Below are 11,442 nucleotides of genomic sequence, written 5' to 3' on the forward strand. Positions count from 1 at the left end.
GTGGATATAACTGGGTTGACCAGCAGGCAAATTCGGCTTAAGACGTAAACTGGTAAACAGGGGGAGACGGCAAGGTCGCTACACGTCGAGGAGGACCCTTACATGGAGTCGGAGGCACCGGGAGCGGTCCTCAAGCGCGAGCGGGTGCGTAGCGCCATCCTCGAGCTCGTCGAGACGCGCGAGGCGGGAGCCCCGATTCCGTCCGAGCGCAGGCTGTGCGCCGACCTGGGCGTGTCCAGGCCCACGCTGCGCGCCGCCGTCAACGAGCTCGTGGCCGCGGGTGTCCTGGTGCGCGAGCACGGCCGGGGCATGTTCGTCGCCCCCGCGAAGATCACCCAGGAACTGGTCGGCGACCAGCAGGCGATGAGCGTGCCACGGCCGCGGGGCGCGTGGTCGAGCCGGTTGCTCGAGTTCACCCACGTCCCGGCCGGCGCCCGCATCGGCCGCAAGCTGCACATGTCCCCGGCCGCCGAGATCGCCTACGTCGCCCGGTTGTGCCTCGTCGACGGCGACCCCATGGCCATCGAGCACCTGCACATCCCGGCCGAGCGGGCACCGGACCTGACCGCCGAAGAGCTCGAGAACGGCGACCTGTACGAGCACCTGCGCGAGCACCACGCGGTCCACGTGCGTGAGGCGGTCCAGGCGATCGAGCCGACCGTCGTCACCAAGACCGAAGCCGAGCTCCTGAACGTGCCGGAGCTGTCCCCGGCGCTGCTCTTCGAGCGCCTCACCACCGACACCGACGGCCACCCGGTGGAGTACGTCCACTCCGTCTACCGGGGCGACCGCTACCGCATCGTCTCCCGCCTCACGCTGGGCAGCGACGCGGCGGCTCCCAGCACCGCCGGTGACGGCCACCATCCGGGCATCCCGACCGGGGACTTCGCGCACGGCGACTCGATCAGCGCCTCCACGCTCGGCGACGTGTACGCGGACCGTTGAGCGCGACGGCCCCGTCACCTCGCAGTGACAGGGCCGGTCGTTCCCGCGGTTGATCGCTGTGTCGCCACGCAACGACGACGAGCGTCTGCTGCCGACGTGCGCGAGGACCCGCGCGCCGTGAACACGGGCCCACAGCTGTCAGCGTGTGTCACCTGATCCGTGGCCGGCCCGGGCAGGCACCTGCGGGCCCTGCGTCGGCTCAAGATGATCTCTCACCTGCATGAATACGAGGCGCTCGTCCAGCCAGCCGTCGATCCGCGCTGTGGTCTGAATGAGTTCGACCGGGTCGGTGCATTCGTGCCGGTACTTGTTCAGTGCGACGATGTGGTAATCGATCCGCTGAATCTCCGAGGCTTGGAGTGTCATCGGTTCGGTCCTTTCGCACGTACATTCCACACAGCGCCCGGGAACGGCGCCGGAAAAGGCCTGCCGTGTCGGCGCGGTCGTCGGTGTTCCACGGCCGCGCAGCTTGTTCAACCGTCGTCAGACTCTTCGCGTACCCCGGTCGACCGGTCTCAAACCGGCTCGGCCCGTCGAGCTGCATGATCATTTCGGGCCGGCCCCGCCGGATCCTGTTTGGCCCGGGCGCCTCGGGGTAACCGACTGTCTTACATTTCACGCAAAACGTCCGAATAAGGAAGGTGTCAGGGACGCGGCCTCACGCAGATCCCTCTGACCATCGGAAGGTGCGCCATGACGGTGACGAACCAGCAACGAGCCGGAGGCTATCTCGAGCGGCCCGCGCCCAGCGGGCTCGCCGACGTCGTCGACACGATTCTCGACAAAGGCCTGGTGATCGACGCCTACGTCCGGGTCTCGCTGGTCGGCATCGAACTGCTCACTGTCGATGCTCGCATCGTGATCGCCAGCGTCGACACGTACCTGCGCTTCGCCGAGGCGACGAACCGGCTCGATCTGCACCAGAAGGGCGGCGAGGATCTCACCGACCTCATGGGCAGTGGGGCCCACGAAGGCGCCAAGGGCAAGACCGCCGGTGCCATCGAGGGACTGAAGCAGGCGGTCACGGGCGGCGACGGGGACGACGAAGAGACCGAGACGAAGCCGCGTCGTGGCGCGAGCAGATCGGGGTCGTCCGGCAGTCGCAAGAGCGGACAGTCATGACGCTCGGGCATCGACCGCGCGACGAGTCGCCGGCGCAACCGGCCGCCGGCTACGTCTACGCCATCGTGCCCGCGGGCGCGCGGACGCCGACCGATCTGGCCGGGCTCGACGGGCGACCGGTCCAGGTGATCGGGCACGGCTCCGTCGGAGCGGTGGTCGGCGCCGTCAGGAGCGACCGCACCTTCGGGCGCCGGGCGGATCTGCTCGCGCACCGCCAGGTGGTGGACACGTTCGCGGAACGGGTGCCGGTGATGCCGGTGCGCTTCGGCTCGGTCGTCGCCGGATCCGCCGAGATCGTGGGTGAACTGCTCGCGCCGAACGTCGAGTACTTCGCAGACGTCCTCGCATCTCTCGCGGGACGGCGTCAGTTCGTCGTGCGTGCCCGCTACGACGAGGCGAGTGTCCTGGCCGAGGTCGTGTCGGAGAATCCCGACATCGCGGCGCTGCGCGAACGTACGCGCGAGTTGCCCGAGCACGCCGGGTGGGCCGACCGGGTCCGGCTCGGTGAACTCGTCTCCGCGGCGCTGGAGGCCAAGCGCGAGGTCGACGGCCGGACTGTGCTCGACCATCTGGACCCGCACGTCGCGGAGCGCAACGTCCGCTCCGCCACCGGCGTCGACGACCTGATCCACGTCGCGCTACTGGTCGACGAAGAGCGGCGGACGGAGTTCGAGGACGCCGCCGAACGCGTGGCCGCGGCCCTCTCGGGCCGCGCGACCGTCCAGCTCATGGGTCCGGCGGCTCCCTACGACTTCACACCGGAAGCCTGATCATGGGTTTGCTGAGTGGATTGCTGACCTTGCCGGTGGCGCCGTTGCGCGGCGTGGCGAGAATCGCTGAGCTGCTGCGGGACCAGGCCGAGCGCCAGTACTACGACCCGGCGACCATACGGCGCGAACTCGAGGAGATCGACCGGGCACGCGCCGAGGGCGCGCTCACGGACGCCGAGGCGTCGACGATGGAGGACGAACTGGTCGCCCGGCTCGTCGACCGCCCGCACGATCGCGGCTACCAGGAGCACTGAACATGTCGACCTCGAGTGAATCCGAATCCGCGCCGGAACGGCCCACGGCGCCGAGCGTGGCCACCAGGGCAGTGCGGGAGCTCGCCGAACTCACCGGACACGACATCGAGTCGGTGATCGGGGTCGAGCGCCACGAGGACGGGTGGCGGGTGCGCCTGGAGGTGGTCGAGCTGCGCCGCGTGCCGGACTCGACCGACCTGCTCTCCGCCTACGAGGTGGATCTCGACGACGGAGCCGAGGTGACGTCGTTCCGGCGACTACGTCGATACGACCGGGGCCGGGCGAGAGAGGACTGACGACGATGAGCGAACGAACGTCGGAATCGTTGCTCGCCCGGAACCAGGGCTCGGCGGTCCCGGCTGCGCCGCAGCCGGCGAACCTGGCGGACATCCTGGAGCGGGTCCTCGACAAGGGGATCGTGATCGCCGGCGACATTCGAGTGAATCTCCTCGACATCGAACTACTCACCATCAAGATCCGCCTGCTCGTCGCGTCGGTCGAGCGTGCCCAGGAGATGGGCATCGACTGGTGGCGTCGAGACCCGATGCTGACCGACGGCCGGCAGGACCTGGCCGAGGAGAACGAGCGTCTGCGCGAGCGTCTCGAGTCGCTGGAGTCCACCGATGGGTGAGGCCGGGCGCTACATGTACGCGATCAGCAGGTGGGTCGACCCCGCCGAACTCGCCGAGCTGCGCGGCCTCGGTGGCGCCGAGGTGCAAGCGGTCGAACACGAGGGCCTGCTGGCCATCGTCAGCACTGTCGGCCTCGACGAGTTCGGCGAGGACGAGCTGTCGGAGCACCTACAGGATCTGGACTGGCTGGACACGGTGGCGCGCACGCATCACGAGGTCGTGTCCGGGGTGGCAAGCCGAGCGCCGACCGCCCCGCTGCGGCTGGCGACGGTCTGCATGGACGATGCGAGCGTCCGGTCACGGCTGGCGCGTTGGGCGCCGGATCTCCGCCAGGTGCTCGACCGGGTCGCCGGGCGCGCGGAGTGGAGCGTCAAGGTCTTCGCCGGACCCATTCCGGAGCCGGTGCCCGCAGCACGAGAGGTGAGCACCGCGCCCGGCTCCGGCGCCGCCTATCTCGCGCGCCGAAAGGCACACGTCGACCGGCTGAAGGGCGCGGCCGAGCAGGCGGCCACCGCCGCGGACGACGTCCATGACGAGTTGACCCGCCACGCGACGGCCGCGCGCCGACTGGCTCTCCAGGACGGCCGGCTCACCGGCGAGGAGGCGACCATGACGCTCAACGCCGCCTACCTCGTCGACTCCAGCGCGTCCGACGAGTTCCGTGCCGCCACGCAGGCACTGCGAGACCGGCATCCGGACGAACGCGTGGACCTGACCGGGCCGTGGCCCGCCTACTCCTTCGCGGCCATGGACGAGACATGACCGAGATCGCGCCCGCCGCACGTCCGACCGGGCAGGTCGCTTTGGTCGATCTGCTCGATCGTCTGCTCGGGACCGGTGTCGCCCTGGCCGGCGACATCACCATCTCGTTGGCGGGGGTCGACCTGGTCCGCGTCGAGTTGCGCGCGCTCGTGAGCTCGGTACGGGCAGAGGGGCGGGGATGAGCATCGACGGTGAACCGACGCTCCTGCCGAAACGACTGGCGTCGGACGCGGACTCCGTGGAGCGTGACCTGTTCACGCTCGTTCTCACGGTGGTCGAGCTGATCCGGCAGTTGATGGAGCGGCAGGCTCTGCGGCGGGTCGAGCAGGGTGATCTCACCGACGACGAGGTCGACGCCCTCGGCATCGCCCTGATGCGACTCGAGCAGGCGATGGCAGAACTCCGAGGCCGCTACGGCCTCACCGTCAAGGACCTCGACATCGACCTCGGACCGCTGGGCACGCTTCTGAGCGACGGCTGAACCACGCCGCCGCGAGGGCCACTGGTATCGCGGTGCTCACGGACACGAGGGAGCCAGGAGATGCCCGCGGAAGGGCGCGCACAGCCAGGATGGAGCATGATCCGGCAAGTCGTCGGGGTATCCGACCTGTTCGGGACCAAGTGTCCGAGGCTGCTGCCAGCATGGCGCGACTCTCCGATCAGCAGCTCGAAGGACCACGCCATGGGATTTCTCGACCGTTTCCGTTCCCGCAGCCACCAATCCGCCGACGAGATGCCGCCGCGACGGACGACCGACATCGACGGCCTGCCGCGCTTCGCCGTGCTCGACGTGGAGACCACCGGCCTCAGGCCGGCGGCGCACCGCATCGCCGAGATCGCGGTCGTCACCACCGACGCCCACGGGCGGGTGCTGGACGAGTGGGCGACCCGGCTGAACCCGCAGGGCCCTGTTGGAGCCACGGAGATCCACGGCATCACCCAGGCCGACGTCGCCGATGCCCCGTTGTTCGCGGACGTGCTCGTCCCGTTGAACCGGCGGCTCGCCGGGGCTGCCGTGGTCGCCCACAACGCGCCGTTCGATCTGGCGTTCCTCCGCGCCGAATATCGACGCCTCGGCTGGGTGCTGCCGCACGTGCCGGCCTTGTGCACGCTCGACGCGTCGCAGTACCACCTGCCGCATCTGGACCGGCGCAGACTGGCCGACTGCTGCTGGGCCGTCGGAACCCGGGTGTCCGGCGCCCACTCCGCGCTCGGCGACGCCACGGCGACCGCGTCGCTGTTGGCGGCGTTCATGCATCCGAACTGGGGACCGTCGCCCCTCGCCGAGCATGTGGCACTGCCCGAGCAGGCATCGAGGCTCCGGTGGCCGGCCGGCCCCACCCTGGAGCCACAGGAAACCCTGTCGGACACGGCTGTCCAAGGGCAGTCGACCCGGGCGCGCGCCAGTCTCCGTGACCAGGCGTCGGCCGAGGCCAAAGCGCTGGTGGAGCTGATCGACCGATTCTCGCTGGCGGACGCGCTCGACGAGGGTGCGCCCGACGGCTCGGTGACGTACCTGGAGAAGCTCGCCGAAGTGCTGGAGGACGGCGAGATCACCGACGACGAGGCCGCGGACCTGAAGGGCGTCGCCGAGGCCGTCGGTCTCGCCGAGGCGGACGTCGCGTCGGCCAACCAGGCGTTCGTGCTCGCGCTCGCCCACGAGGCGCTCGACGACGGGAAGGTCACCCGTGCCGAGCGCAACGAGCTCCTGCACATCGCGGGCCTGCTCGACGTCGGCCCGAAGGTCGTCCCCGCGCTGCTCGACCACGCGGAACAGGCGCGTCACAACCGGCTCAGCGCCGGGCTCGGGCCGCTCCCGGACGACTGGCAGCACGGGGAACCACTCCGGGTGGGGGACAAGGTGGTCTTCACCGGATGCGAGCGCCACGATCGGGTCGGCTTGGAGGGGCGGTCCGAGGAACTCGGTGTCCGTGTGCTCGGCAACGTGTCCACGAAGACGACGCTGCTCGTCAGCGACGGAACCATGGACGGCGGCAAGGCCCAGAAGGCGCGGCAGCTCGACGTCAGGACCGTCCATCCCGACGAGTACCGGGTCCTGCTCGACCACCTCCAACCGTCCCGGCCCAAGACGGCCGAGCCGCGGCCGGCGCCTTCCTGAACAGGTGCTGTCCGGATCGAACACGGTCGGCGGGTGGTCCTCAACCGCAATGCTCGCCGGACCGTCCGCACGTGTCGCGCTCGCGCTGGAGTGATCCGTTGCACGGGCCCTCGGTCTCGGTGAGAGTGGAACCGACGTGACGTCCGTTCCAGGAGGCGACATGGCCGAGTCCACCGCGAAGAATCGACATCGCCGGCGAGCATCTTCGCTGATGCTCATCCTCGTCCTGCCTTTCACCGTGGCTACCACGTGCGAAGGAGGCGAGAACGGGGACGAACAGCAGGAACAGGAGCAGGAGCAGGAGCAGGAAGACGGCGGGGGCGAGGAGGGCGAGGACTGAACTTCATGAGTGGCGTGTTTCGCCCTGCCGTTCGGGGTATCGCCTTGGTGTCGGCCTGCCGCCGCGTGGCAGGGCGAAACGAGGAGGAACCATGGCCGAGGGCACGCGCACGGTCGTCGACATCCTCGTCGAGGACCATCGGGAGATCGAGGACCTGTTCCAGCAGATCGAGGCCAGCGACGACGCCGAGCACGTCCGCCGGCTGGCCGACGCTGCCATCGCCGAGCTCGTCCGCCATTCCGTCGCCGAGGAGCAGTATCTCTACCCCGCGATACGTGAGCACCTGTCCGACGGACACTCGATCGCCGATCACGAGCTCGTCGAGCATGCCGAGGCCGAACGGGTGATGAAGGAGCTCGAAGGCATGGATGCCCACGACCCGGAGTTCCGGCCCACGCTCGACCGCCTGATGAGTGACATCCGCCATCATGTGCAGGACGAAGAGAACGGTGCGCTGCCCGATCTCGCCGAGGCGTGCTCCACCGCCACGCTCGGGCAGCTCGGGCACGACATCGAGCAAGCCAAGAACACTGCTCCGACACGGCCGCATCCCGGTGCTCCGGACAAGCCGCCGATGAACAAGATCCTCGCGCCAGGCGCCGGCCTCGTGGACCGCATCCGGGACGCGGTCACCGGGCGTCCGCACGGGCCGGGCTGAGATCCGAACACGGTGTGCGGATCCGGCTGTGTTCGTGTGGGCGGCCGGTGCACGCCATCGACCATCGCGTCGCGCGACGACACATGCTCCGGCCGTGTTGAGGTACGGCACCAATGGGTGGGTGTCCGGACACCACGCGCCAACCGAGCATTGGAGGCACGATGACCGATCGAGATGATCAGCGCGTCGCGAAGGCACTGCAGGGTGCGGACTTCCCCGCGAGCCGGGGTTCGCTCCTGGACTATGCCGAGACGCGAGGCATCGACCAGAAGACAAGGAACGCGCTGCATACACTGCCGGAGCGACGATTCGCCAGCATCACCGAAGTCGTGGAATCCGTGGCGCACGAGCCTGAGGGCGAGGACCAACCCGGTGGTACCGCCCGCTGATGCCGCCTTGACTCGCGCGGGGGTCCCATCTCGGTGAACCAGGGCTTGATGTCGAGCACCGGCCAAAGTCCATCCGGATGATCTTGTGACACGTAGCTCGGCGGCCGAGCCGGTTTGGCCGGTCGGTCGGCGGGTATCCGCCGTGTTCCACATGACCGGCAACGATTCGGTGGTCATCTCATGAGCACGTCGTCGGCGGACGAGCGTCTCGCGGCGGGGCGCGAGCGCGTCGTGGTCGGGCTCCTGGCCGACCCGGAGGCCGCACCGGCCGAGCTGGCGCGTCGGCTGCACCATGACCTGCCGGAACTGCTGGCCGAGCACCTCGGTGACGAAACCGGGTGGGACGTCCAGGTCTCCTACGAACGGCTGCCGCCCGGCAAGGGTGATCATGTCTCGATGCTGGACCTCGGGCGCGAGCGGACGCGCAGATACGGCTGGGATCTGGTCGTCTGCGTCACGGATCTGCCGCTGCGCAGCGGCACTCGCCCGATCGTGGCCGACGTCAGCCGGGCGCACCGAACCGGCGTGGCCTCGTTACCGGCCTTCGGCGTGACGAGGCTACGCTCCCGGCTGCGACGGGTCGTGGTGCAGATCATCGCCGAGCTCCTCGGCCGCGGAGCCGATTCCGACAACCACGAGCAGCCCCATCCACCGGCACGTAGACGGCGGGTCAACTGGCTGACCGGGCACTTCGACCGGATGACGCCGGAGCGAGAGGACGTCGACGTACGCATCGTCGCGTCCCGGGGTCGGCAACGGCTGCTCGCGGGCATGATCCGCGACAACCGGCCCTGGCGAGTGCTCCTCGGACTCAGCGGCGCCACCGCGGCCGCCCTGGCGTTCGGCGCCTTCTATCTCGTCAACAGCAACATGTGGGAGCTGAGCCAGGCGCTGGGACCGGTCCGGCTGTCGGTGGCGACACTCACTTCGCTGACGTTGCTCGTCACCTGGCTGATCGTCCGGCACAGCCTGTGGGAGAGCCCGCGCCACGGCGACCTTCCGCACGAGCGGGACGAGATCCGCATGTTCAACGCCTCCACCGTGATCACCCTGACGATCGGCACCGCGTGCATGTTCGCCGGCCTGTTCGCTCTCATCCTGGCCGCAGCGTTGCTGCTCCTGGACACCCAGGTGCTGGAAAGCTATGTCGATGGCTCCACCGGACTCGCCGTGCACGCGAACATCGCATGGCTGGCGACCTCGGCCGCAGGGATAGCCGGCGCCCTGGGTACGAGCTTCGACAGCGAGAGGCGGGTCCGGGAGGCGGCGTACAGCTACCGCGAACGCGAGCGCCGTGACCAGCTCGCGCAGGAACGACTGGTTCCGGACGAGGCTCGAGAAGACGACGAACTCGACGCTCGAGGCGAGGAGGAAAGCCCGGCCCAGGACGAGGGCCCAGGCGAGGAGGCCTCAAGCTGACCCAGTCATCTGGATTCCGTGGAAGCTGGATCGGGGAGCCTGCCGGGCTGACCGTGAAGGTCACGGCGGCGCCGTTGACGGCCGGACGCATGCCGGCGGGCCGGGGCGGGTAGACGCGTGCAATGCAGGTGATCACCCGGCTTCTTCTGAGCGTTCCGGATCTTGACGAGTTGGTGAATCGCGCGCGGAGTGTCGCCCGCTGTCGGCACGAGCACCCCGCCACGGCGGCGTTGGCGTAAGGATGGGCGAGCTTCGGGGCCTGCTGGGACTGGCGGTGCTGTTGGGCTTCGCCGTGGCGGTGTCCAAGAACAGGGCGGGCATTCGCTGGCGGACCATCGTGGCGGCGCTGGGCCTGCAGTTCGCATTCGCCGCCCTCGTGCTGAGGTGGGGGCCGGGGCGCAGCGCACTCGATTGGTTGTCCGGCAAGGTCGAGACACTCATCGGTTACGCACGCGATGGCACCGAGTTCGTCTTCGGTCCGCTGACAGGCGTGGGCGAGCAGGGCGAGACGATCTTCGCCCTGCGGGTCCTTCCGGTGATCATCTTCCTGGGTGCGCTGATCGGGCTGCTGTTCTACTTCCGAGTGATCCAGTACGCCACGTATGTGATCGGCGGCGCCATCTCGTGGCTGCTGCGGGTCAGCAAGGTCGAGTCGATGTATGCGAGCGTCGTCATCTATCTCGGTCAGAGCGAGGCTCCGCTGATGATCGCGCCGTATCTGCGATCGTTGCGCACCGCTCAGTTGTTCACGGTGATGACCGCCGGCTTCGCCGCGGCGGCGGGGTCGACGCTCGTGGGGTATTCCGTGCTCGGTGCGCCTCTGGAGTATCTGCTCGCGGCGACGGTGATGAACGCTCCCGCGGCGCTGGTGATGGCCAAGATCATGTGGCCGGACTCGACCAGCGAGCCCGAGGACTCGGAGTACGTCGCTGACCGCGACGGAGACGAAGCACGTCGAGACGGCGGGACAGACGCAGCGGACGAGGACGGAGGAGAGACAGACTCCGGGACGGGTTCGCCGGACGAGATCGACGTGCGCTCGGTGCGCGATCAGGAGTCAACCAATGCGATCGACGCCGTCGGCCGTGGCGCACTCGCGGGGGCCAAGATCGCCGTCACGGTCGGCGGTCTCCTGATTGCCTTCATCGCGATGATCGCGATGGCGAACGGCATCCTCGGAGGCGTGGGTGGCTGGTTCGGCTACGAGGGACTGACCTTCGAAAAGATCCTCGGTTGGGCGCTCTCGCCGCTCGCGTGGCTGCTGGGCGTGCCGTGGAGTGAAGCGGTGGAGGCCGGTTCGTACATCGGACAGAAGACCATCCTGAACGAGTTCGTCGCGTTTGCTGCCTTCGGTCCCGAAGTTGGCAATCTATCCGGTCTTACCGTTGTGATCGTAACGTTCGCACTTGCCGGTTTTGCGAACCTGTCATCAATTGCGATCCAGATCGGCACCATTGGCAGCCTCGTCCCGGAGCGCCGTTCCCAGGTCGCTCAGCTCGGGCTCCGCGCCCTGCTCGCCGGCGGACTCGCCAATCTCGCGAACGCAGCCATCGCCGGCCTCGTCGCCGTTACCTAACGACGATGCAGAGCCATGACGACCGGGTTGCCGTGTTCACGGGGTCCGTCATCGACAACATTAGTCATCCGCTCCTCAATGTCGCCGCGTTGCCCGCGACAATCGGAGTGGAACCGGCTCCACGTCCTGTGTGCCGGATGTCCGGATTGGTCTCGTGGGTGGCAGGACCGCGCGCCCCCATTCGGACGCGGTTCCACACTGATCGACTCGGCCGTCCGAAGCGCGTGCGGCCACGAGGGTTGATAACGGGGTCATAACGTGTTGTGGTGGGGTTCGTGGTCAAGAAATCGCCACATCGCTTCTGATCAGGAGAGGTGGCGACTATGGATGTCCACACTCTTCCCGGTGCAGCCTCCCGTGTCGACGTGCGTCGCCGCGACCGTGAGTCGTTGACGAACGAGCTGTTCAAGAAGGCTGCGGGTGCGTCGGAGCAAGAGCGACGCCGGCTGGTCGACG

16 protein-coding genes are annotated in these 11,442 nt (G+C 68.5%); 15 read left to right on the forward strand and 1 reads right to left on the reverse strand.

The genetic code is table 11. The features are described 5' to 3' along the window. Positions 1-102 precede the first annotated feature (102 nt). Positions 103-945 (forward strand): GntR family transcriptional regulator, encoded by an 843-nt coding sequence (locus CLV30_RS25275; RefSeq protein WP_106540026.1) that lies wholly within the window; start codon positions 103-105, stop codon positions 943-945. A 138-nt stretch (positions 946-1,083) separates the two neighbouring features. On the opposite strand, the gene CLV30_RS25280 is transcribed toward CLV30_RS25275, so the two are convergent. Continuing rightward, the gene (locus CLV30_RS25280) at positions 1,084-1,311 is read right to left on the reverse strand and encodes a hypothetical protein (protein WP_106540027.1); all 228 of its coding nucleotides are present in this window, start codon (positions 1,309-1,311) and stop codon (positions 1,084-1,086) included. Positions 1,312-1,638: 327 nt separating this feature from the next. Between CLV30_RS25280 and gvpJ the strand changes: the two genes are divergently transcribed. The 14 genes from gvpJ (at position 1,639) to CLV30_RS25345 (ending at position 10,986) form a co-directional block, all read left to right on the forward strand. Continuing rightward, positions 1,639-2,067 carry a gas vesicle protein GvpJ gene (gene gvpJ / locus CLV30_RS25285; protein WP_106540028.1) on the forward strand — a complete coding sequence of 143 codons (429 nt, stop codon included), beginning with the start codon at positions 1,639-1,641 and terminating at the stop codon, positions 2,065-2,067. After that, positions 2,064-2,837, forward strand: a complete 774-nt coding sequence (locus CLV30_RS25290; RefSeq protein ID WP_106540029.1) for a GvpL/GvpF family gas vesicle protein — start codon at positions 2,064-2,066, stop codon at positions 2,835-2,837. The genes gvpJ and CLV30_RS25290 overlap by 4 nt, the downstream gene beginning before the upstream one ends. A gap of 2 nt (positions 2,838-2,839) precedes the next feature. Further along, on the forward strand, positions 2,840-3,091 hold the full coding sequence (locus CLV30_RS25295; RefSeq protein WP_106540030.1) for a gas vesicle protein GvpG: 252 nt from the start codon (positions 2,840-2,842) through the stop codon (positions 3,089-3,091). 2 nt (positions 3,092-3,093) lie between these two features. Further along, the gene (gene gvpO, locus CLV30_RS25300; protein WP_106540031.1) at positions 3,094-3,387 is read left to right on the forward strand and encodes a gas vesicle protein GvpO; all 294 of its coding nucleotides are present in this window, start codon (positions 3,094-3,096) and stop codon (positions 3,385-3,387) included. A 5-nt stretch (positions 3,388-3,392) separates the two neighbouring features. Then, positions 3,393-3,722 carry a gas vesicle protein gene (locus CLV30_RS25305; RefSeq protein ID WP_106540032.1) on the forward strand — a complete coding sequence of 110 codons (330 nt, stop codon included), beginning with the start codon at positions 3,393-3,395 and terminating at the stop codon, positions 3,720-3,722. Then, entirely contained in the window at positions 3,715-4,485 is a 771-nt protein-coding gene (locus tag CLV30_RS25310) for a GvpL/GvpF family gas vesicle protein (protein ID WP_106540033.1), read from the forward strand. Before CLV30_RS25305 ends, CLV30_RS25310 begins: the two co-directional genes overlap by 8 nt. Further along, positions 4,482-4,667, forward strand: coding sequence for a gas vesicle protein (locus CLV30_RS25315; RefSeq protein ID WP_106540034.1), 186 nt, complete (start codon positions 4,482-4,484; stop codon positions 4,665-4,667). The genes CLV30_RS25310 and CLV30_RS25315 overlap by 4 nt, the downstream gene beginning before the upstream one ends. Further along, entirely contained in the window at positions 4,664-4,966 is a 303-nt protein-coding gene (locus CLV30_RS25320) for a gas vesicle protein K (protein ID WP_106540035.1), read from the forward strand. The genes CLV30_RS25315 and CLV30_RS25320 overlap by 4 nt, the downstream gene beginning before the upstream one ends. A 201-nt stretch (positions 4,967-5,167) precedes the next feature. Further along, on the forward strand, positions 5,168-6,604 hold the full coding sequence (locus tag CLV30_RS25325; RefSeq protein WP_165358779.1) for a 3'-5' exonuclease: 1,437 nt from the start codon (positions 5,168-5,170) through the stop codon (positions 6,602-6,604). A gap of 160 nt (positions 6,605-6,764) precedes the next feature. Beyond that, positions 6,765-6,944 (forward strand): hypothetical protein, encoded by a 180-nt coding sequence (locus CLV30_RS26150; RefSeq protein ID WP_129711138.1) that lies wholly within the window; start codon positions 6,765-6,767, stop codon positions 6,942-6,944. A 91-nt stretch (positions 6,945-7,035) separates the two neighbouring features. Further along, positions 7,036-7,602: a hemerythrin domain-containing protein gene (locus CLV30_RS25330; protein ID WP_106540037.1), complete on the forward strand. Its 567-nt coding sequence runs from the start codon at positions 7,036-7,038 to the stop codon at positions 7,600-7,602. Between the two features lie 161 nt (positions 7,603-7,763). Then, on the forward strand, positions 7,764-7,991 hold the full coding sequence (locus CLV30_RS25335; RefSeq protein WP_106540038.1) for a DUF2795 domain-containing protein: 228 nt from the start codon (positions 7,764-7,766) through the stop codon (positions 7,989-7,991). 180 nt (positions 7,992-8,171) lie between these two features. Next, positions 8,172-9,410, forward strand: coding sequence for a hypothetical protein (locus CLV30_RS25340; RefSeq protein ID WP_106540039.1), 1,239 nt, complete (start codon positions 8,172-8,174; stop codon positions 9,408-9,410). A gap of 241 nt (positions 9,411-9,651) precedes the next feature. Further along, positions 9,652-10,986, forward strand: a complete 1,335-nt coding sequence (locus CLV30_RS25345) for a NupC/NupG family nucleoside CNT transporter (protein ID WP_106540040.1) — start codon at positions 9,652-9,654, stop codon at positions 10,984-10,986. Positions 10,987-11,442 lie beyond the last annotated feature (456 nt).

The organism is Haloactinopolyspora alba (assembly GCF_003014555.1).
GTDB classification, from domain to species: domain Bacteria; phylum Actinomycetota; class Actinomycetes; order Jiangellales; family Jiangellaceae; genus Haloactinopolyspora; species Haloactinopolyspora alba.

Excerpts from the sequence above, each read along its gene's own strand:
- CLV30_RS25280 (WP_106540027.1), bottom strand. The coding sequence starts at position 1,311 with ATGACACTCCAAGCCTCGGAGATTCAGCGGATCGATTACCACATCGTC.
- CLV30_RS25310 (WP_106540033.1), top strand. The coding sequence starts at position 3,715 with ATGGGTGAGGCCGGGCGCTACATGTACGCGATCAGCAGGTGGGTCGAC.
- CLV30_RS25320 (WP_106540035.1), top strand. The coding sequence starts at position 4,664 with ATGAGCATCGACGGTGAACCGACGCTCCTGCCGAAACGACTGGCGTCG.
- gvpO (WP_106540031.1), top strand. The coding sequence starts at position 3,094 with ATGTCGACCTCGAGTGAATCCGAATCCGCGCCGGAACGGCCCACGGCG.
- CLV30_RS25325 (WP_165358779.1), top strand. The coding sequence starts at position 5,168 with ATGGGATTTCTCGACCGTTTCCGTTCCCGCAGCCACCAATCCGCCGAC.
- CLV30_RS25335 (WP_106540038.1), top strand. The coding sequence starts at position 7,764 with ATGACCGATCGAGATGATCAGCGCGTCGCGAAGGCACTGCAGGGTGCG.
- CLV30_RS25295 (WP_106540030.1), top strand. The coding sequence starts at position 2,840 with ATGGGTTTGCTGAGTGGATTGCTGACCTTGCCGGTGGCGCCGTTGCGC.
- CLV30_RS26150 (WP_129711138.1), top strand. The coding sequence starts at position 6,765 with ATGGCCGAGTCCACCGCGAAGAATCGACATCGCCGGCGAGCATCTTCG.
- CLV30_RS25345 (WP_106540040.1), top strand. The coding sequence starts at position 9,652 with ATGGGCGAGCTTCGGGGCCTGCTGGGACTGGCGGTGCTGTTGGGCTTC.
- CLV30_RS25290 (WP_106540029.1), top strand. The coding sequence starts at position 2,064 with ATGACGCTCGGGCATCGACCGCGCGACGAGTCGCCGGCGCAACCGGCC.
- CLV30_RS25315 (WP_106540034.1), top strand. The coding sequence starts at position 4,482 with ATGACCGAGATCGCGCCCGCCGCACGTCCGACCGGGCAGGTCGCTTTG.
- CLV30_RS25275 (WP_106540026.1), top strand. The coding sequence starts at position 103 with ATGGAGTCGGAGGCACCGGGAGCGGTCCTCAAGCGCGAGCGGGTGCGT.
- CLV30_RS25305 (WP_106540032.1), top strand. The coding sequence starts at position 3,393 with ATGAGCGAACGAACGTCGGAATCGTTGCTCGCCCGGAACCAGGGCTCG.
- CLV30_RS25330 (WP_106540037.1), top strand. The coding sequence starts at position 7,036 with ATGGCCGAGGGCACGCGCACGGTCGTCGACATCCTCGTCGAGGACCAT.
- CLV30_RS25340 (WP_106540039.1), top strand. The coding sequence starts at position 8,172 with ATGAGCACGTCGTCGGCGGACGAGCGTCTCGCGGCGGGGCGCGAGCGC.
- gvpJ (WP_106540028.1), top strand. The coding sequence starts at position 1,639 with ATGACGGTGACGAACCAGCAACGAGCCGGAGGCTATCTCGAGCGGCCC.